19 protein-coding genes are annotated in these 18,505 nt (G+C 65.5%); 12 read left to right on the top strand and 7 right to left on the bottom strand.

Annotated elements, in window-relative coordinates; all coding sequences use genetic code 11:
- Positions 1-35 precede the first annotated feature (35 nt).
- The 5 genes from ACVW1B_RS12545 (at position 36) to ACVW1B_RS12565 (ending at position 6,004) form a co-directional block, all read left to right on the top strand.
- On the top strand, positions 36-1,355 hold the full coding sequence (locus ACVW1B_RS12545) for a homoserine dehydrogenase (protein ID WP_028342125.1): 1,320 nt from the start codon (positions 36-38) through the stop codon (positions 1,353-1,355).
- Between the two features lie 79 nt (positions 1,356-1,434).
- Positions 1,435-2,433, top strand: coding sequence for a class II fructose-bisphosphatase (glpX, locus tag ACVW1B_RS12550; protein ID WP_050420275.1), 999 nt, complete (start codon positions 1,435-1,437; stop codon positions 2,431-2,433).
- 120 nt (positions 2,434-2,553) lie between these two features.
- Positions 2,554-3,273 (top strand): haloacid dehalogenase type II, encoded by a 720-nt coding sequence (locus tag ACVW1B_RS12555; RefSeq protein ID WP_456821632.1) that lies wholly within the window; start codon positions 2,554-2,556, stop codon positions 3,271-3,273.
- A 55-nt stretch (positions 3,274-3,328) separates the two neighbouring features.
- Positions 3,329-5,170: a single-stranded-DNA-specific exonuclease RecJ gene (recJ, locus tag ACVW1B_RS12560; protein WP_253608741.1), complete on the top strand. Its 1,842-nt coding sequence runs from the start codon at positions 3,329-3,331 to the stop codon at positions 5,168-5,170.
- Positions 5,171-5,188: 18 nt separating this feature from the next.
- A complete protein-coding gene (locus tag ACVW1B_RS12565; RefSeq protein ID WP_253608740.1) occupies positions 5,189-6,004 on the top strand; it encodes an SDR family NAD(P)-dependent oxidoreductase in 816 nt (271 codons plus the stop codon).
- 223 nt (positions 6,005-6,227) lie between these two features.
- On the opposite strand, the gene ACVW1B_RS12570 is transcribed toward ACVW1B_RS12565, so the two are convergent.
- The gene (locus tag ACVW1B_RS12570; protein ID WP_253608739.1) at positions 6,228-7,463 is read right to left on the bottom strand and encodes a lytic murein transglycosylase; all 1,236 of its coding nucleotides are present in this window, start codon (positions 7,461-7,463) and stop codon (positions 6,228-6,230) included.
- Between the two features lie 113 nt (positions 7,464-7,576).
- The gene (locus tag ACVW1B_RS12575) at positions 7,577-8,152 is read right to left on the bottom strand and encodes a MarR family winged helix-turn-helix transcriptional regulator (RefSeq protein WP_456780615.1); all 576 of its coding nucleotides are present in this window, start codon (positions 8,150-8,152) and stop codon (positions 7,577-7,579) included.
- A 95-nt stretch (positions 8,153-8,247) separates the two neighbouring features.
- Here ACVW1B_RS12575 and ACVW1B_RS12580 point away from each other — a divergent pair, with 95 nt between their 5' ends.
- The 3 genes from ACVW1B_RS12580 (at position 8,248) to ACVW1B_RS12590 (ending at position 10,315) form a co-directional block, all read left to right on the top strand.
- Positions 8,248-8,727 (top strand): carboxymuconolactone decarboxylase family protein, encoded by a 480-nt coding sequence (locus ACVW1B_RS12580; protein WP_253608737.1) that lies wholly within the window; start codon positions 8,248-8,250, stop codon positions 8,725-8,727.
- Positions 8,728-8,768: 41 nt separating this feature from the next.
- Positions 8,769-9,275, top strand: coding sequence for a cupin domain-containing protein (locus tag ACVW1B_RS12585; protein WP_253608736.1), 507 nt, complete (start codon positions 8,769-8,771; stop codon positions 9,273-9,275).
- Positions 9,276-9,421: 146 nt separating this feature from the next.
- Entirely contained in the window at positions 9,422-10,315 is an 894-nt protein-coding gene (locus tag ACVW1B_RS12590; protein WP_253608735.1) for a dihydrodipicolinate synthase family protein, read from the top strand.
- Between the two features lie 21 nt (positions 10,316-10,336).
- Here ACVW1B_RS12590 and ACVW1B_RS12595 read toward each other — a convergent pair whose 3' ends face one another.
- The 3 genes from ACVW1B_RS12595 to efp form a co-directional block, all read right to left on the bottom strand.
- Complete coding sequence (locus ACVW1B_RS12595; RefSeq protein ID WP_456821633.1) at positions 10,337-10,573, bottom strand: DUF805 domain-containing protein; 237 nt, start codon at positions 10,571-10,573, stop codon at positions 10,337-10,339.
- A gap of 532 nt (positions 10,574-11,105) precedes the next feature.
- Entirely contained in the window at positions 11,106-12,710 is a 1,605-nt protein-coding gene (locus tag ACVW1B_RS12600) for a M23 family metallopeptidase (protein WP_253608733.1), read from the bottom strand.
- A gap of 128 nt (positions 12,711-12,838) precedes the next feature.
- On the bottom strand, positions 12,839-13,405 hold the full coding sequence (gene efp, locus ACVW1B_RS12605) for an elongation factor P (protein ID WP_016844580.1): 567 nt from the start codon (positions 13,403-13,405) through the stop codon (positions 12,839-12,841).
- A gap of 416 nt (positions 13,406-13,821) precedes the next feature.
- On the opposite strand from efp, the gene epmA reads away from it, so the two are divergent.
- From epmA to ACVW1B_RS12625, 4 genes are read left to right on the top strand one after another with little or no spacing between them, the layout of a single operon-like run.
- The gene (gene epmA, locus ACVW1B_RS12610) at positions 13,822-14,874 is read left to right on the top strand and encodes an EF-P lysine aminoacylase EpmA (RefSeq protein WP_253608732.1); all 1,053 of its coding nucleotides are present in this window, start codon (positions 13,822-13,824) and stop codon (positions 14,872-14,874) included.
- Entirely contained in the window at positions 14,871-15,962 is a 1,092-nt protein-coding gene (locus ACVW1B_RS12615) for a lysine-2,3-aminomutase-like protein (RefSeq protein ID WP_253608731.1), read from the top strand. Before epmA ends, ACVW1B_RS12615 begins: the two co-directional genes overlap by 4 nt.
- Complete coding sequence (locus ACVW1B_RS12620; RefSeq protein ID WP_225644190.1) at positions 15,931-16,182, top strand: hypothetical protein; 252 nt, start codon at positions 15,931-15,933, stop codon at positions 16,180-16,182. The genes ACVW1B_RS12615 and ACVW1B_RS12620 overlap by 32 nt, the downstream gene beginning before the upstream one ends.
- Before the next feature lie 43 nt (positions 16,183-16,225).
- Positions 16,226-16,471 carry a hypothetical protein gene (locus ACVW1B_RS12625; protein WP_225644401.1) on the top strand — a complete coding sequence of 82 codons (246 nt, stop codon included), beginning with the start codon at positions 16,226-16,228 and terminating at the stop codon, positions 16,469-16,471.
- Positions 16,472-16,537: 66 nt separating this feature from the next.
- Here ACVW1B_RS12625 and ACVW1B_RS12630 read toward each other — a convergent pair whose 3' ends face one another.
- Complete coding sequence (locus ACVW1B_RS12630) at positions 16,538-17,623, bottom strand: 3-deoxy-7-phosphoheptulonate synthase (RefSeq protein ID WP_057018573.1); 1,086 nt, start codon at positions 17,621-17,623, stop codon at positions 16,538-16,540.
- Between the two features lie 236 nt (positions 17,624-17,859).
- Positions 17,860-18,432, bottom strand: coding sequence for an HdeD family acid-resistance protein (locus tag ACVW1B_RS12635; RefSeq protein WP_253608730.1), 573 nt, complete (start codon positions 18,430-18,432; stop codon positions 17,860-17,862).
- Between the last annotated feature and the right edge of the window lie 73 nt (positions 18,433-18,505).

Raw genomic sequence — 18,505 nt, forward strand, 5'->3', positions numbered from 1 at the left:
TTCCAGGTTGCTTAATCTCCAGGTCCCTTAAATCCATGGTCGCACCCCTGAACGTGGGCATAGCGGGGCTCGGCACCGTCGGTGCCGATGTCGTCCGCCTCATCGAAACGCAAGGACGGGCGCTGGCCGAGCGCAGCGGCCGCGGCGTTCGCGTCGTCGCGGTCACGGCGCGCTCGAAAGCCAAGAAGCGCGGCCTCGACCTGCGCGGCATCGCCTGGGCGAAGAGCCCCGAGGCGCTCGCCGAAGATCCCAATATCGACTGCTTCGTCGAATTGATGGGCGGCGCCGGAGATCCCGCGCTGTCCGCGATCGAGACCGCGCTGAAGGCCGGCAAGTCGGTCGTCACCGCCAACAAGGCGTTGATCGCCAAGCATGGACTGCGTCTCGCCGCGGCTGCCGAAAAGCACGGCGGCGCCCTGAATTTCGAGGCGGCGGTCGGTGCGGCGATCCCGGTCATCAAGACGCTGCGCGAGGGCCTCGCGGGCACCAGCGTCAACCGCGTCTACGGCATCCTCAACGGCACCTGCAATTACATCCTGACCCGGATGGAGCAGGAGGGCCTGTCGTTCGAGGAGTGTCTGAAGGACGCCCAGCGGCTCGGCTATGCCGAAGCCAACCCGTCATTCGACGTCGATGGTCATGACACCGCGCAGAAGCTCGCGATCCTGGCCAGCCTCGCCTTCGGAACCAAGGTCGCGGAAAGCGCGGTTTACGTCGAAGGCATCTCCTCGATCACGCCGGAAGACCTCAAGGCCGCCGCGGAACTCGGTTACCGGGTCAAGCTGCTCGGCGTCGCGGTCCGCACGGCAAAGGGCATTGAGCAGCGCGTGCACCCGACCATGGTGCCGAAATCATCCTCGATCGCGCAGGTGATGGGCGTCACCAATGCGGTGGCGATCGACGGCGAGGGGATTCCGCCGATCACGCTGGTGGGACCCGGCGCCGGCGGCGGCGCGACGGCCTCCGCCGTGGTCGCCGACATCGCCGACGTCGCCCGCGGCATCCGCGCTAAGCCGTTCGGCCGTCCGGTGGAGCGGTTGCGCGACACCACCAAGGCGCCGATGGAACGCCATGAAGGTGGCTATTATATCCGCCTGATGGCGCGCGATCTTGCAGGCACTGCCGCAACAATCGCCACCCGGCTGGCGGAACAGAAGATATCTCTGGAATCCATCGTGCAACGGCACCCGGATGGCGTCGATGTGAACGGCGCGGCCAAAAAACCTTCACCGGTCCCGGTCATTCTGATTACCTATGCGACCAGCGAGGATGCCGTGCATCGTGCGCTGGCCGCAGTGCAGCGCGATAAGGTCATCAGCGGGCGGCCGCAGGTGATCCGGATCGAGAAAAACTAGCGCATGGCCTGAACGGGTCGGGCGTGAGACGATTGATGCGGGCAGGCTGCCCTGTCCCAGAGGCTTAAGGAGTACGCCGATGTCGACCCATATTTCCGTTCCGCCGCAGATGCTGCTCGAGCGCATCCTGACGCTCGAAATCGTGCGCGTGACGGAGCGCGCTGCGGTGTCGGCCGCGCGGCTGCGTGGCCACGGCCAGGAGAAGGCCGCCGACAAGGCCGCGGTCGACGCGATGCGGCGCGAGCTCAACAAGCTGCCGATCGAGGGGACGGTCGTAATCGGCGAGGGTGAGCGCGACGAGGCACCGATGCTGTTCATCGGCGAGAAGGTCGGCCTCAATGCTGGCCCGAAGGTCGACATCGCGGTCGACCCGCTCGAAGGCACCACGCTGTGCGCCAAGAACATGCCGGGCTCGATCGCCACGATGGCGATGGCCGACGGCGGCACGCTGCTGCACGCGCCCGACGTCTACATGCAGAAGATCGCGATCGGCCCGGGCTACGCCAAGAACGTGATCGAGCTCGACGCGCCGCCGGCCGACAATGTCCGCCGGCTCGCCAAGGCCAAGGGCGTCGACCCGACCGCCATCAACGTGCTGGTGCTCGATCGTCCGCGCCATGCCGACATCATCAACAGCGTGCGTTCGACCGGCGCTGCCGTGCAGCTGATCACCGACGGCGACGTCGCTGGCGTCATTCACTGTGCGAAACCCGATGAGACCGGCGTCGACATGTATATCGGTACCGGCGGCGCGCCAGAGGGCGTGCTCGCGGCGGTCGCGCTGCGCTGCATCGGCGGCCAGATGCAGTGCCGCCTGATCCTCGACACCGAGGAGAAGCGCGAGCGCGCGCACAAGATGGGCGTCACCGATCCGAAGATGATCTACGGCATCGAGGACATGGCCAAGGGCGACTGCCTGTTCGCCGCTACCGGCGTCACCACCGGCTCGCTGCTGACCGGCGTGAAGTTCAAGAAGGACGTGATCGAGACCGAGACGGTCGTGATGCGCTCGGTCACCGGCACCGTGCGCTACATCAAGGCCGAGCATCGGCAGCTCGAGAAATTCCACCTGGACTAATATCCGCTGTCATTCCGGGGCGTCCGAAGGACGAACCCGGAATCTCGAGGTTCCGGGTTCGATGCTCCGCATCGCCCCGGAACGACAGCGTAAACAACAACAAGAAAAAGGGAGGCACCCATGTCCGATCTGTCCGGGGTCAAGGCGCTGGTATTCGACGTGTTCGGGACCGTGGTCGACTGGCGCACCAGCCTGATCAACGACTTCACCAGATGGGGCGAGACATCAGGTATCAAGGCCGATTGGACCGCGCTGGTCGACGGCTGGCGCGCGGTCTATGCGGCCTCGATGGACGAGGTGCGCAAGAACCCGCAGAACGGCTACGTCATCCTCGACGTCTTGCACCGCCGCTCGCTGGAAAAACTCGTCGCGCAATTCGACATCAAGGGGCTGACCGAGGCCGATTTGCAGCATCTGACGCTGGGCTGGCATCGCCTGCACGCCTGGCCCGACAGCGTCGCCGGCCTGACCCGGCTGAAGACCAAATACATCATCTCACCGCTCTCCAACGGCAACGTCGCGCTGCTCACCAACATGGCGAAGTTCGCAGGGCTCCCGTGGGATCTCGTGATGTCGGCCGAACTGTTCGAGCACTACAAGCCCGATCCGGAAACCTACCTCGGCGCCGCGAAGCTGCTCTGCGTGCCGCCGGAGCAGGTGATGATGGTCGCCGCGCACAATTACGACCTGAAGCACGCGCAGAAGCTCGGCCTGAAGACCGCCTTCGTGGCGCGTCCGACCGAATACGGTCCGCTGCAGAAGTACGATTTCGAGGCCACCGGCGAGTGGGACATCGTGGCCAAGGATTTCGGGGAAATCGCCAGCCGAATGGGCTGCTAGAACTGGTCCACAAATCATCGAAGCGTTACGATTCCTGCCTGATTGGGAAGGGCTCATGACGCTGCACGCATCCGCACTGCCCGTCGAGGCGCCACAGGCGTTCCTCGGCGTGACGCGGTCGCTGACCGGAAAACTCTGGCGCGACCGGCTGGATCCGCGCGGGGCGGCGCGGGCGCTCGCGATCGTGCAGCGCTATCAATTGCCGGAAATGCTGGCGCGCGTGCTGGCGGGGCGCGACGTCGGGATCGACGAGGTTCCCGACTTCCTCGACCCGACCATCCGCAAGCTGATGCCGGATCCTCACACGGTCACCGAGATGGAGCACGCCGCCAAGCGCATCGCGGATGCCGCGGTGCGCGGCGAGAAGGTCGCGATCTTCGGCGACTACGACGTCGACGGCGCGACCTCGGCCGCGCTGCTGACCTGGCATCTGCGCCATTGCGGGCTGGACCCGCTGATCCACATTCCCGACCGTATTTTCGAAGGCTACGGGCCGAACGTCGACGCCGTGCGTGCGCTGGCGGCGAAGGGCGCGACGCTGCTGGTCACGGTCGATTGCGGCACCACCAGCATCGAGCCGCTGGCGGAAGCCAGGAAGCTCGGCATGTCGGTCGTCGTGATCGATCATCACCAGACCGGCGATGTGTTGCCCGAGGTCGACGCGCTGGTGAATCCGAACCGGCCCGACGATCTCTCGGGGCTCGGCCATCTCGCGGCGGTCGGCCTCGTGCTGGTGACCTTGGTCGCGGTCAATCGCGAACTGCGCCAGCGCGGCTTCTGGACCGGCGAGATGCCGGAGCCGGACCTGCTCAGCGTGCTGCATCACGTCGCGCTCGGCACCGTGGCAGACGTCGCGCCGCTGATCGGGCTCAACCGGGCCTTCGTCGCCAAGGGCCTGATCGCGATGCGCCGCCGCGACCATGTCGGCCACACTGCGTTGATGGACGTCGCGCGGCTGAACGGGCCGCCGGAGGCCTGGCATCTCGGCTTCATGCTGGGACCGCGCATCAATGCCGGCGGCCGCATCGGGCGCGCCGATCTCGGCGTGCGGTTGTTGCTCGAAGGCGATATATCCGAAGCCGCGCGGATCGCGGCCGAGCTCGATCGTCTCAACGCCGAGCGGCGCTTGATCGAGCAGGCGGCCGAGGCGCAGGCCGAGGCCGAGGCGCTGGCTTCGCTCGGGCTCGAGGACAAGGGTGCTGTCATCGTCACCGCGGCGGAAGGCTGGCATCCCGGCGTGGTCGGGCTGGTTGCGGCGCGGCTGAAGGAGAAGTTCGCGCGTCCCGCGTTTGCGATCGCGCTGGAGCCCGGCGGCATCGGCACCGGATCGGGCCGTTCGATCGGCGGCGTCGATCTCGGCAAGGCGGTGCGGCAGGCGGTGCACGACGGCCTTTTGATGAAGGGCGGCGGGCACGCGATGGCGGCCGGCGTCACGCTGCGCAAGGAGAAGCTCGCCGAATTCCGCGCCTACATGGAAGGCGCGCTGGCGGCCGACGTCGCCAATTCGCGGCACGAGAACGAGCTGTTCATCGACGGCGCCGTGACCGCGCGCGCGGTGACGCCGGAGTTCGCCGCGACACTCAATCGTGCTGGCCCGTTCGGCAGCGCCAATCCGGAACCGGTGATCGCGCTGCCGTCGCATCAGCTGGTCTATGCCGACGAAGTCGGGCAGGCGCATCTGCGGCTGCGCTTCAAGTCAGGCGACGGCTCCATCGTCAACGGTATCGCGTTCCGTTCCGTCGGACAGAAGCTCGGCAGCGCCTTGACGCAAAATCGCGGCCAGCAATTGCACGTGGCGGGCTCTCTTGCGGTCGACCGTTGGCAAGGCACCGAACGTGTGCAATTCCGTGTCCTCGACGTCGCGGTGCCGGATCAGGGCCCGACGGTGATCCGATAAGAAACGTTGGGAGAGGACATGTCAGGACAGGTAGAAGGCAAGGTCGCGCTGGTGACCGGCGGCGCATCGGGCATTGGCGAGGCCATCGTTGAATTGTTCGCGCAGGAAGGCGCGACCGTTATTGCGACCGATATCGATGAGTTGAGGGGACCCGAGCTCGCCGCGCGGCTCACCAAGGCCGGGCGGAACGTGACCTTCTTGCCGCAGGACGTCACCAGCGAGGAGCGCTGGATCGAAATCATCAGTGAGATCGGCAAGCGCCATGGCCGCCTAGATATCATGGTCTCGAATGCCGGCATCGGCATCGGAGCGCCCTCGATTGTCGAGATGTCGCTCGCGGACTGGCGTCGCCAGACCGCCATCAATATCGACGGCGTATTCCTGTCGGTGAAGCACTCGCTGCCGCTGATGCGCAAGCACGGCGGCGGCTCCATCATCATGATGTCGTCGCTGGCTGGCCTGCGTGGTGCGGCGACCCTTTCCGGCTACAGCGCCACCAAAGGCGCGGTCCGCTTGTTCGCCAAGTCGATCGCGATGGAGTGCGCGCAGGTCAACGACGGTATCCGCGTCAACTCGGTGCATCCCGGCATCATCGACACGCCGATCTGGGGCAAGATCCCGACCGGCGCGACCGGTGCCGGCCAGAACGCGCCGATCGATCCGGAGGAGCGGGCAAGGTTCGCCACGCCACTCGGACGCGCCGGCCAGGCCATCGAGATCGCCCAGGGCGTGCTCTATCTCGCTTCCGACGCGTCGCGCTACGTCACGGGCAGCGAGCTCGTGATCGACGGCGGCATGAATGCCGGCGGCGTGGTGCGGCAGCCTGCGAAATAGTCTCCGTCATTGCGAGGAGCGAAGCGACGAAGCAATCCATAGTCCCGCATATGCGGAGGGATGGATTGCTTCGCTGCGCTCGCAATGACGGTGAGCGGTCAATGTGGCAGCCTGCGAGCCGATAGGAGCGAACTGTCGTAGCCCGCATGAGCGGAGCGATATGCGGGAAATGCGTGCCCGGGTATCGCTTTCGCTCACCCGGGCTACGCAGATCGCATGATGCCTACCCGCCTTGCCGTAGCCGCGCCAGCACCTTGAGCCCGCCGTAACCGTCGGCGGGCAACAGGCCCATCTTGATCTGAAAATCCTTGATCGCCTTCATGGTGTCGTTGCCGACGCGACCGTCGGTGCCGCCGGTGTCGAAGCCGGCCTTGGTCAGCCGCGTCTGCATCTCCTGCACCTCGGCCAGTGTCAGCGCGCGTTCCGAGCCCGGGAAGGGCTGGATGAAGGGCGGCCCGCCGAGGCAGCGATCGCCGAGATGGCAGATCGCCAGCGCGTAGTTCATCGACGGGTTGTAGCTCTTCACCGAATTGAAGTTCGGACCGAGCAGAAAGGCCGGACCACCCGCGACCGGGATCCACAGTTGCGCTGACGCATTTGGCTGCGGAAACGGCTGGCCGTCGGCGCGGGTCACACCGGCGCTGGCCCAGGCCGCGTAGGTGCGGCTGCCGCTGGCGCCGCCGCCGGGCGCGCGGACCTCGTAGCCCCAATGCTCGCCGCGGTGCCACTTGCCGCGGTTGACGAGATATTTCGCGGTCGAGCCCAGCGCGTCGTCGGGCCGGCCGAACGGCGAGACCTTGCCGTCGCCGTCATAGTCGAAGCCGACATTGAGCCAGACTTCCGGCATCCACTGCGAATGACCCATCGCGCCGGCCCAGGAGCCATTCATCTCCTGAGGCGTGCTCCAGCCGCGCTGCACGATCTTCATCGCGTTGATCAGTTCGGTCTCCCAATAGGCCTTGCGGCGCGGCTCGTTCCAGGCGAGCGCCGCCAGCGACGGAAACACCGGCGTCATGTGGTTCTGCTGCACCAGCGGATCGCCATAGGCGGATTCGACGCCCCACAGCGCGAGCAGCGTGCCGCGCTCGACGCCGAAATCGCGTTCGATCCGGCCGAACAGCGCCTCGTTCTTCTTCAGCGCCTCCTTGCCGTGAATGACCCGCCAGTCGGAGACGCGGCGGTTGATGTACTGCCAGATCTGCTCGTGGAATTCAGGCTGGTTGCGCATCTGCCTGAACACGCTCATGTCGGGCTCGATCCGCCCCATGCAGCGATTCCAGGTCGCCTCCGAGATGCCCTTGGCGAGCGCGCGAGCGCGAAAATTGTCGCGCCACTGGTCGAAGCCCGGAGGGGCGGCGGCGAGCGCGCCGAGCGGATTGACGAGTACCACGCCGGCCGCGAGCCCGGCCTTCAGGACGGCGCGGCGGGCAGGGGATTTCGGAGAATCAGGCTGTTTCATCGGGCCAGTCTAGCGGCGCCGAGCGGGTGAGCCAAAAGCCACGCCGCCGCAGGAGCTATAGTTTTGAGCATGACCTCATCGGAAAACCGGTTCCCACTTTTCCGGGTCATGCTCTAGCTATCCTGCAAATCTGTGGCGATTTTTGACAGCCACCGGCGCACCACGTGTTCCGACCTGGCATCGAGGCCGGCGGCGAGCCGGCGTTCCTGGGCCTGGGCGATCTGCCGGCATTTCTCCAGCAGTCTGGTTCCATGGCTGGTCAGGGTCCATTGCAACACGCGGCCGTGGACCGGGTGCGCCGTCTTGCCGATCGCGCCGTCGCGCTCGAGGTTGCGGATGATCACGCTCACGGTCTGCGGCGTCAGCAGCGCGACGCGAGCCAGATCGGCGCCGGAGAGCCCCGGATAGGCCTTCAGCATCGTCAGCACGACGAATTGCGGCGAGGTGACGCCGAGCCGTCCCAGTTGGCGCTCCATCGACAGCCGCGAGGCCGCGTGGGCCTGACGCAGCAGATAGGCGAGATAGCCCTGCTCGCCGCGCTTGCCTTCGCCCGGCGCCGGAACGGAAGGGGCGAACACGACGTCGCCAGCGCTCGATCCCGCATTCACTGCGGCCCTTCGGCCGGCGGCTTTTCCGACTGGACGCCGTTCGGCGGTGCCGAATTTGCCTCGTTTCTGCATTGCCGCCATGTCGCCTGCTGTCGCCTCGGCCGATGCCCGCATCTTGCCGATGATATCAGAGCTCTGATAATATCTCAGTACACTGATAACATGAGGCCGGACCAATGTCACATGCCCGCAAGGAATACACCGACTTCGAGAAGCTCGCGCCCGACGTCTTCGCCGCGGTGCGCGCACTCGGCCAGTTCGCGGCCAAGGCCGGCCTCGACAAGCAGCTGCTCGAACTCGTCAAGCTGCGCGCCTCGCAGATCAACGGCTGTGCGTTCTGCGTGCAGTATCACATCCTGCAGGGCGAGAGCCTCGGCGTGCCCGCCGACAAGCTGAACCTCGTCGTGGTGTGGCGCGAGGCGCCGCAGTTCACGCCGCGCGAGCGCGCCGCGCTGGCCTGGACCGAAGCGTTAACGACCCTGCCGAACGGCGTCAGCGACGAGGTCTATGCCGAGGCCACCGCTGAATTCTCCGAGCAGGAGCTGACTTACCTGACCTCGGCGATCGCATCGATCAATGTCTGGAACCGGTTCGGCGCGGCCTATCGCTGGACGCCGCCGCCGCGCCGGCAGCGCGCGGACGCGGCGGCTTCGTAACGTCGAGACGGATCAAACGGCAACCGACAGGGAGAAAAACAATGACCTCGATGGCGATGACACCATCCCTTCCATTCGCGCGGCCGCCGCGGCCGGTCATGCTGGCCGTGATCGCGGGACTGGTCTCCGCCTTCGTGATCGGGAAGGCACTGCCGACCCCGATGGACGCGATCTCCTCCGTCATCGCGCCGCTGTGCGCCAGCGCCAATGCGGCGTCGCCGCTCGACAAGGTCGAGGTCATCAGCTCGCACGCGCTGCCCAATGTGGCGGGCAAGCGTGTCACGGTGGTGCGCGTGTTCTATGGTCCCGGTGGCTTCACGCCGCCGCACCGCCATTCCGGTTCGGTGACGGCCTACATCACCAAGGGTGAAATCCGCTCACAGCTCGGTGGCGGGCCGGTCGAGACCTTCAAGGTCGGCCAGTCCTTCTTCGAGCCGCCGGGCTCGACCCACATGGTCTCGGCCAATGCGAGCACCACGGAGCCGGCGGAGCTGATCGCGGTGTTCGTGGCGGATGAGGGCGCGCAGCTGACCACGATGCTCGATTAGCGATCGGTTGGCGCTCGTTCTGCTAGACATGCGCACTGGACCAGTTTGGTGCCCAGTTCGCGTGAAACTGGACCTTGCGCGCAACGGGGCGTGTCGATTGATTGCAGGACACGTTGCGGCGACGATTGCCGACGAGGGACAAACCGATGATCAGCCTGAAGGGGCTCTCTGCCTTCCCGATCACGCCTTCGAACCGGGATGGACGGGTCGATGTGGGTGCGCTCCGCGCCTTGCTCGACCCCCTGATTGCGGCGAAGGTGGATTCGGTCGGGCTGCTCGGAAGTACCGGCTCATATCCGTATTTCAGCCGCGATGAGCGGCGGCGCGCCGTGCAGGCGGCCACCGCCTTGGCGGACGGCAACACACCAATACTGGTTGGCATCGGCGCACTGCGCACCGACGATGCGGTGCGGCTGGCGAAGGATGCGCGTGATGCCGGCGCGACGGCGGGCCTGTTGGCAGCGGTTTCCTATACGCCGCTGACCGATGACGAGGTCTTTGAGCACTTCCAAACCGTGGCCCGCGAGAGCGGGTTGGCGATCTGCATCTATGACAATCCCGGAACGACTCATTTTCAATTCACGCCGGCTCTCATCGGCCGTCTGAGCCGGGTCGAGGGAATCGTCGCGGTGAAAAGTCCGGCGCTGGATGCTTCGACCGTGGCGGGCCATCTCGGGGAATTGCGGGCTGTGGTTCCGGACGGCGTTGCGTTGGGATACAGCGCCGACTGGAATTGCACCGAGGCGCTGCTGGCGGGCGGAGACACCTGGTACAGCGTTCTCGCAGGAATCTTCCCGAAGGTCTGCGTGGACATCGTGCGCGCCGCGACGAGCGGCGATGCGGCCCGCGCGCGACAGCTCAACGGGCGACTGCAGCCGATTTGGGATCTGTTCAGGACATATTCCAGTCTGCGTGTCGTCTACGCACTTGCCGATCTCAGAGGGGTCTGCACGGCCGAGCCTCCACGTCCGATATTGCCGCTGCCCGCGGACGCTCAGAGGCGGGTCAAGGAGACGTTGGCGGCGATGGAGATCGACTGATCGCAACCACGGCGGAGGGCGCTAGATGCCGGCGCGCGCCATCGGGTCGCGGCCGAACCGGTTGTCACCCTTCGATCCCGGCAGCACGCTTAGCGTTGCAACGAGCGCCAGATAGGGGATCCAGTATTTGACGTGCAGCGCGGCGGCGAGGTGGGGAATGGCGAGGATCGTCAGCGCCCACCAACCCGAGACGTTGAGGTCGTGCAGCCGCTTCACCAGGATCGCCGCGAATGGCCACAATGACAGCATGAGCAGCAAGCGCAGGACGGACAGGTCGTCGGCGGGCGGGCTGCTGTCGTAATAGCGTGGACCCGGGGTCGAGCCTTACGCCGACGCGAATGACGAGCATGTCGACCAGCATAAGGCCGAAAAATCCCAGGCTGAATTCCTGCCGGCTGATGCGGCCTTTCACCGAAAGAAAGAACCAGCTGAAGGTCGAGAGCATGCTTGGTTGTGGTCCAGCCTGAATGGGCATCTGATAGAGACTTGCGTCCGATGGTCAAAGCGGGACGGGTTCCCGCCGTTTGCTGCTTCCATCATGATCATTGAAGCTGGCAATTGTCGCCGCGACATGGCGCGCACCGACGCGATTCCGAATGGAACCTGCGGTGGGGCGTTTGCACAATTTCGGAATAATGAAATAATGCCGCTGATTTGCCCGACGTGTCAAGTCGTCGTGTCGAACAGTGGCTAGGTCGAACGCCTGCCACCGCCGGCTCCTTTGCATGGGGTTGTTTTCGATATTTTGGCAGTGCGCCCCGAACCGGTGTCCCCTTCGGTCGACAACACTCTAATTGCCGCCGCCTTCCTGGGTGTCGATGCGATGCACGACGTCGTCGGGCAGGGCATGGGCCACGGCGGCTGCAAGCCCGGGCTCCGGTCCGATCTCGCGGCCGCGGCCGCGGATCAGCCGCTCATAGGCCGACACCAGCGTGGTGTAGGGATTGACCCACAGCCAGCCGTCGCGCGTGAACAGCTGGACGTCGAAATGCAGATGCCGCGATGTGCCGTTGGGGTGGTCGAGATAATTCGAGACCACGCCGATCTTCTCGCCCTCGCTGACGCGGCGCCCGTTGAGCAGGCCGTCGGCATCCATCACTGACGGGTTCATGTGCATGTAGCGGAAACGGACATGCTCGGTGCGGGTGTTGACCTGCAATGTTGCGGCCTGCTGTTGCGCCGAGCGGATCACGATACTGTCGCGCACCGCAACGACCGCCTGCTGCTTGGGGTCGCAGCCATCCTTGCTGTCGACAGGACACGCGCCGGGGCGGATGTCCTGGCCCTGATGGCCGTAGCCGCTGGCGCATTGGCCGACCTCGAAGCTGCGCGCCTCGCAGAAATTGTCTTGCCAGGGATACGTGTCGATGGCCGCGCCGGGCTTGCGCTTGGCGAAAGATTGCGAGTGGGCGAAGGCCGGCGCCTTCTCGAGCGGAAAGCGGATCTGCGAATAGACGGTGAAGTCGGCGTGGCCGCCTTGTTGCCTGCGGCCGCCGCTGCCCGCGACGATGTCGCCGCTCGGGTGGTAGGTGAAGTCGGCGGATTGCACGGCCGGCCGCTCGGCGATATCGGAGGCGACGTCGCTGCGCGGCCGTGACGGCTGGCCGCCGGCGATGCGCAGGGCCTTCAGAAAGCGCTCGGCGACCGGATAGGCCTCGCGGCAGGCCAGCCGCTTCGGCCGCGGCGCGCTGTCGAGGCACTGGATCGAGACCACATAGGGGATTCCGAAGCGGGTGAAGGCGTAGCGGACATAGCCCTCGCGAACGAAGCGGCGCAGGTCCGGAAACTGCGCGGCCAGCGTCCTGACCGGCTCGCCCTTGCCGCCGAGCCGGTCGGCGAGGTCGTAGACGAGGATCGAGCCGGAAATCTGCACCTCGACCGGCTTGGCAAATGTCCGCGGCGGCAGGCCGTCGCCGGCGCCGGGGTCGAGCGAGAACACGGCATCGTAGCCCGACGCACCGGCATGGAAGAAATCGACCGCGCGGAAGTCGGCCTGGTAGCGCGCGATCGACAGGCTGTCCGGCGCACCGTTTTGTCGCGCGTCGAGATAGCTTGCGGGGTCGAACGGCAGCAGCACCGGGATCGGGCTCTGCGCAATGCCGGGAAACAGCGGCGCTGTCACCGCGTTCAACTGCACCAGCGCAGGCGTCGCCCGCGGATCGGTGGCGGGGACGCGGCGCTGGCCTGCGAAAGTGAAGCCGGCGGCGATGGCCGGGCGGCTACCGATCTCCTGCCGCAGCTGGTCGAGCACGGCGCGCCATTCGACCCGCATGGCCGAGATCGATGGCGTTCGGAATTCGTCGGCATGGGCGCCGGGAAGAGGCGAGAGCAGGGCTGCCAGCCAGCAACTGACGAAGCTGACCACCTTCCTGTTCACTGCACACCCCGGGCTCATGTCTGATCGCCCGAGAGACTAAAGCAAGTTCCGGAAAAGTGTGTAGCGGTTTTCGGTAAAGTTGACGCTTAACCAACAAGTTGAGGCGCGGTGACGATTCATTTCAAATCCCACCGCGCCTCAAGCGCTCAGTCCTTGGCGCGTTCGACGTAGGAACCGTCTTCGGTCATGACCACGATGCGCGTGCCCGTGGTGATGTGCGGCGGCACGCCGGTGCGCAGGCCGTTGGACAGCATGGCCGGCTTGTAGGACGAGGAGGCTGTCTGGCCCTTGGTCACGGGCTCGGTCTCGACCACTTCCAGCGTCACGCGCTGCGGCAGCTGGATCGCGACCGGGTTGCCCTCGTGCATCGAGAGCTTCACGGTCATGTTCTCCTGCAGATACGGCGCGGACGAGCCGACGATCTCCTTGGAGACCTGGACCTGGTCGTAGTTGTCGTTGTTCATGAAGTGGAAGCCGTCGCCATCTTCATAGAGGTAGTTGTAGTTGTGGTCCTCGACGGTGGCCTTCTCGACCTGGTCGGTGGTCTTGTAGCGCTCCGAGACCTTCACGCCGTCGCCGATGCGGCGCATTTCGATCTGGCTGACCGGGGTGCCCTTGCCGGGATGAATGTTCTCGGCGGAAAGGACCACATAGAGCTTGCCGTCCTGCTCGATGACGTTGCCCTTGCGGATGGAACTGGCGATGACTTTCAAAGGTGTTTTCCTGAATTTGAGAGCCTAAGGGCGCCAACCGGATCGGCAGCCCCTCGGTCATGGCGGCGATTTCGGGCTGCAACATACTGATTTGTCCCTGAGATGCCAGTCTTTTGCGGCCGAATTCGCAAGGTTGCCAACCGTCCCGGCCGTCCCGATCGGCCCTATTTTTCGGCCATGGGCTCATCCGTTTCAGCGAATCTGCCGATGGGACGCGCGAGCCGTCGTTCAAGTTCAGCCACGTGCGCGCATGGACAAGGTGCGCGTCTTTCGACAAGAAGGGATCAGCCTCGCGGCGTTCCGCGGAGGCTCGGGCTGTGTAGGCTTATGAACTTGCGTAGAATCAATCGGTTGCGCAGTACTCTTGAGTGCGGATGGCGGCTCGTTGATGTTGAATCCATGAGGATGCTCTGGCGATGACAGCTCATGACCGGCCGTCGCCCTGGTGGATGCCGCAGCGCTATGCCGACCGCAGGCCGTTTCTGCAGGCGCGGACGGCGATCACGCGAGCGCTGCGCGCCTGGTTCGAGGAGCAGGGATTTGCCGAGGTCGAGACCGCGATCCTGCAGATCTCGCCGGGCAACGAGACCCATCTGCACGCTCCTCGCACCGAGCTCAGGCAGGCCGATGGCTCACATGCGCCCCGCTATCTGCGCACCTCGCCGGAGTTCGCCTGCAAGAAGCTGCTCGCGGCCGGCGAGCCGAAGATTTACGAGTTCGCGCGGGTGTTCCGCGACCGCGAGCGCGGCGACCTGCATCTGCCCGAATTTACCATGCTGGAATGGTACCGCGCCAATGCCGGCTATGACGCCATCATGGCCGACACGATCGTCGTGATCGCCCATGCGGCGCAGGCGACCGGGATCGGGCGGTTTTCCTTCCGCGGCATGACGGCCGATCCGTTTGCGGAGCCGGAGCTGCTGACGGTCGCGGCGGGTTTCGAGCGCTTCGCCGGCATCGATCTCCTGGCGACGATCTCAGGCGGCGAAGGCGACCGCGAGGCGCTTGCGGCGGCTGCAGCAGCGCGGGTGCGGGTTGCAGATGACGACACCTGGACCGATATCTTCAGCAAGGTGCTGGTCGAGCATATCGAGCCTCATCTGGGACAGGGCCGTCTGACGGTGCTGTTCGAATATCCGTCGCCAGAGGCCGCGCTGGCGCGCACCAAGGCCGGCGATCAGCGCGTCGCCGAGCGTTTCGAGGTCTATGCCTGCGGCGTCGAGCTCGCCAACGGCTTCGGCGAACTGACCGACGCGGCCGAGCAGCGCCATCGTTTCACCGCAGCGATGGACGAGAAGGCCCGCCGTTATGGCGAGCGCTATCCGCTCGATGACGATTTCCTTGCCGCGGTCGGCCAGATGCCGGAGGCCAGCGGCGTCGCGCTCGGCTTCGACCGGCTGGTGATGTTGGCGAGCGGCGCGCCACGAATTGATCAGGTGGTCTGGACGCCGCCTGCGGGAGAGACATGAACAGGATCGATCCAAAACTGGCGGCGACGCTGCGACAGCCGCGCGAGCTGGTCGATGCCGGGCTCGCGCCGGTCGCAGCACTGGCCGGGCTCGAGCGGGTTGCTGCGCGCTACGCGGTCGCGGTGACGCCGGAGCTCGCCGCGCTGATTGATCCGGCCGATCCCGCCGACCCGATCGCGCGGCAGTTCATCCCGAGCGCCGACGAACTCGTCGAGCAGCCGGGCGAGAACGCCGATCCGATCGGCGACGATGCGCATTCGCCGGTCGCCGGAATCGTGCATCGCTATCCCGATCGGGTGTTGTTCAAGCTCGTCCATGTCTGCGCGGTGTATTGCCGGTTCTGTTTCCGGCGCGAAATGGTCGGGCCGGGAAAGGCCTCGGCCTTGTCCGATGACGCCTACCGTGCGGCGCTGGATTACATCCGCAGCCATCCGGAGATCTGGGAAGTCATCCTGACCGGCGGCGATCCCTTGATGCTGTCGCCGCGCAGGCTGACCGAGATCATGGCCGATCTCGCCGACATCAATCATGTGAAGATCGTTCGCCTCCACACCCGTGTTCCGATCGCCGATCCGGGCCGTATCAATCCCGAGATGATCGCGGCACTGCGGGTCGAAGGCGCGACGACCTGGATTGCGATCCATGCCAACCATCCGCGTGAGCTGAGCAACAATGCCCGCGCAGCGTGCGCGCGCCTTGCAGACGCCGGCATTCCCTTGGTAAGCCAGTCCGTCCTGCTGCGCGGCGTCAATGACGATGCCGCGACGCTCGAGGCGCTGATGCGCGGCTTCGTCGAGTGCCGAATCAAGCCCTATTATCTGCATCACGGCGACCTTGCGCCCGGCACAGCGCATTTGCGCACCACGATCGAAACCGGGCAGGAACTGATGCGGGCGTTGCGCGGGCGTGTGTCCGGACTTTGTCAGCCGGATTATGTGCTCGACATCCCCGGCGGCCACGGCAAGGCGCCGATCGGCCCGAGCTATTTGTCGCAGCCGGCTTCCCGCGAACGTGAAGATCCGGTGGAACGGCGCTACCGTATCGTCGATTATTGTGGTGACGTTCATCTTTACCCGCCGCAATCCTGAGGCGGCGATGAGCGGGGCCGGGGACGGACGGCAGGAGCCGCCCGAGGATGAGGGCAACCGCAGCATCGAAAATGCTGTGATGTTCGGCTTCTTTGTGGTGCTGGTCGCCGCGGGAATCTGGCTCCTTGGCACGATGGCCGATATACGGAAGGTACAGGATTGCGCAGCGCAGGGGCGACGCAACTGTGCTACCGTCGAGGTGCCGGAACGGGCGCGATAGGGTTGAGAAGCGGAGACGCGAGATGCGGAAGACAGTTTTGTTGATGGCTCTGATGATGGTTGCGGCCGGAGCGCCCCAGCTTGGCATCTCCCAAGCCTGGGCGCAGCAACAGGGCGGATCGTCCTCCATGCAGAAGGGCGGGACGGTCCCGGAGGCGCCGATCGGACATCGTCAGCCGCGCCGCGGCGACGTTGGCAGCGAGAAGAATATCAGCGATCCGAACAGTCAGGCCAACAAGGAAGACGCGGCGCTCGACAGGAAGATCAAGAGCATCTGCCGCGGTTGCTAACCCACGCAGCTGACCGGCGAGGCGCGATATTCGCCCCGCCGGCAACGCTCAATCCGTTCGGCCGCGTCAGGCCGAACGCTCCTGCAGGCCGTCACGCCGCACGCTGCGCCTTGCGTCGACGGCATCGGCCAGCTGCTTCAACACGTCAGCCGTCGTCCCGAGGTCGATGCAGCCATCCGTGATGCTCTGGCCGTAGGTCAGCGCCTTGCCTGGCACGACGTCCTGGCGTCCCGCGACAAGATTGCTCTCGATCATCACGCCGATGATGCGCTGTTCGCCGCCTGCGACCTGGCGCGCGATGTCGGAGGCAACCGCTGGCTGGTTCTCCGGCTTCTTGCTGCTGTTGGCGTGGCTGGTGTCGATCATCAGCCGCGCCGCGACACCGGCGCGGCCGAGCTCGGCGGCGGCAGCATCGACGCTCGCGGCATCATAGTTCGGCGCCCGGCCGCCACGCAGGATGACGTGGCAGTCTTCGTTGCCGCTGGTCGCGGCGATCGCTGAACGGCCGCCCTTGGTGACCGCCATGAAGTGATGCGGGTGCGAGGCCGACTTCACCGCGTCCGCCGCGATCCGCACGCCGCCGTCGGTGCTGTTCTTGAAGCCGACGGGGCAGGACAGGCCGGAAGCCAGCTCGCGATGGATCTGGCTCTCGGTGGTGCGCGCGCCGATCGCGGCCCAGGAAACCAGATCGGCGATGTATTGCGGCGTCGTCATGTCGAGGAATTCGGTGCCGGCCGGCAGGCCGAGATTGTTCACCGCCGACAGCACGTTGCGGGCGAGCCGCAGGCCCTTGTTGATGTCGAAGCTGCCGTCGAGATCGGGATCGTTGATCAGCCCCTTCCAGCCGACGGTGGTGCGCGGCTTCTCGAAATAGACCCGCATCACGATCTCGAGGCGGTCGGCGAGCTGTTCGCGCAGGCTGGCGAGGCGCTCGGCGTAATCGACGGCCGCCGCGGGATCGTGGATGGAGCAGGGGCCGACGACGACCAGCAGGCGGTCATCGGTGCCGTTCAGGATCGCGTGGACGGCGTTGCGGGCGCCCATCACCACCCGGGTCGCCGTCAGGGTGCGCGGGACCTCCCGCATCACCTCCTCGGGCGTACTGAGCTCTTTCAATTCCTTGATGCGAAGATCGTCTGTCGTACTCAACACGGCTGGCTCCTTTGGATTTCGGGACCTGCCGGCACACAAAAAAGCCGCCAGGTCTGGCGGCTTGTTTTGGACGTTTGCTGCAATTCTTCAGATTGAGCGCGATCCTCCTGCCGCCAGCGAGCTGTCGTAGCTAAAGTACCAAAAATAGCTGGTGGCGACGGTGATCATGGGGCGGCTCTATAGCGCAGGGATTTGGGGCTGTCACCCCCCAAATGCAAGCCCCCCGCGGTTCGGCGTCAGGTGTTGCGCGCCGCCAACGCCATGCCGATCAGGGTCGCCCCGCCAAACATCAGATTGAGGCCGACGAGGAGGCCGATCGCCCATCCCGCGGATTCCGGCAAGCCCGCGATGATGAAGAAGGCGATCACGATGTCCATCAGGCCGGCGATCAGCAGCCAGGACCAGCGTCCCGACAATTCGCGGCGGTGCTCCAGCGCGTACATGACGGTGGCGACGCCCTCGGCGACGAAATAGGCGCCGACCACGATGGTCAGCGTCAGCACACCCTGCATCGGACGGGCGAGCAGCACCATGCCGGCCAGCACGGCGAGCGCGGCCGAAATCAGCGACCACCAGAAGCCCGGCATGTTGCGCGCCCAGAACGTCACGATCAGCCCGCCGATCCCTGAGATCAGGAACATCCAGCCGAGGAAGATGGTGACGGCGAGGCTCGCGAAGGTCGGCACGATCATCGCGGCGATGCCGAGGATCACCAGCAGGATGCCTTCGAACAGGAACGCCTTCCAGTGCGCCTTCACCGCGGCCTGCATTTTCGATCGCAGCTTGTCGAGGTCGTTGGACAGGGGCATCGCGGCTCTCCGGATCTGCGCGTGTGCAGTCTATCCTAACCGGTTATAAATGGTCAGCCCGTCAGTTGCGGCG

The organism is Bradyrhizobium sp. USDA 4502, from assembly GCF_054063355.1.

Coding starts and splice junctions, on each gene's coding strand:
- ACVW1B_RS12545 (WP_028342125.1), top strand. CDS start 36: ATGGTCGCACCCCTGAACGTGGGCATAGCGGGGCTCGGCACCGTCGGT.
- ACVW1B_RS12555 (WP_456821632.1), top strand. CDS start 2,554: ATGTCCGATCTGTCCGGGGTCAAGGCGCTGGTATTCGACGTGTTCGGG.
- ACVW1B_RS12615 (WP_253608731.1), top strand. CDS start 14,871: ATGAACAGGATCGATCCAAAACTGGCGGCGACGCTGCGACAGCCGCGC.
- ACVW1B_RS12600 (WP_253608733.1), bottom strand. CDS start 12,710: ATGAGCCCGGGGTGTGCAGTGAACAGGAAGGTGGTCAGCTTCGTCAGT.
- ACVW1B_RS12575 (WP_456780615.1), bottom strand. CDS start 8,152: ATGGCGGCAATGCAGAAACGAGGCAAATTCGGCACCGCCGAACGGCGT.
- ACVW1B_RS12625 (WP_225644401.1), top strand. CDS start 16,226: ATGGCTCTGATGATGGTTGCGGCCGGAGCGCCCCAGCTTGGCATCTCC.
- ACVW1B_RS12635 (WP_253608730.1), bottom strand. CDS start 18,432: ATGCCCCTGTCCAACGACCTCGACAAGCTGCGATCGAAAATGCAGGCC.
- ACVW1B_RS12570 (WP_253608739.1), bottom strand. CDS start 7,463: ATGAAACAGCCTGATTCTCCGAAATCCCCTGCCCGCCGCGCCGTCCTG.
- glpX (WP_050420275.1), top strand. CDS start 1,435: ATGTCGACCCATATTTCCGTTCCGCCGCAGATGCTGCTCGAGCGCATC.
- epmA (WP_253608732.1), top strand. CDS start 13,822: ATGACAGCTCATGACCGGCCGTCGCCCTGGTGGATGCCGCAGCGCTAT.
- ACVW1B_RS12590 (WP_253608735.1), top strand. CDS start 9,422: ATGATCAGCCTGAAGGGGCTCTCTGCCTTCCCGATCACGCCTTCGAAC.
- ACVW1B_RS12585 (WP_253608736.1), top strand. CDS start 8,769: ATGACCTCGATGGCGATGACACCATCCCTTCCATTCGCGCGGCCGCCG.
- ACVW1B_RS12565 (WP_253608740.1), top strand. CDS start 5,189: ATGTCAGGACAGGTAGAAGGCAAGGTCGCGCTGGTGACCGGCGGCGCA.
- recJ (WP_253608741.1), top strand. CDS start 3,329: ATGACGCTGCACGCATCCGCACTGCCCGTCGAGGCGCCACAGGCGTTC.
- ACVW1B_RS12580 (WP_253608737.1), top strand. CDS start 8,248: ATGTCACATGCCCGCAAGGAATACACCGACTTCGAGAAGCTCGCGCCC.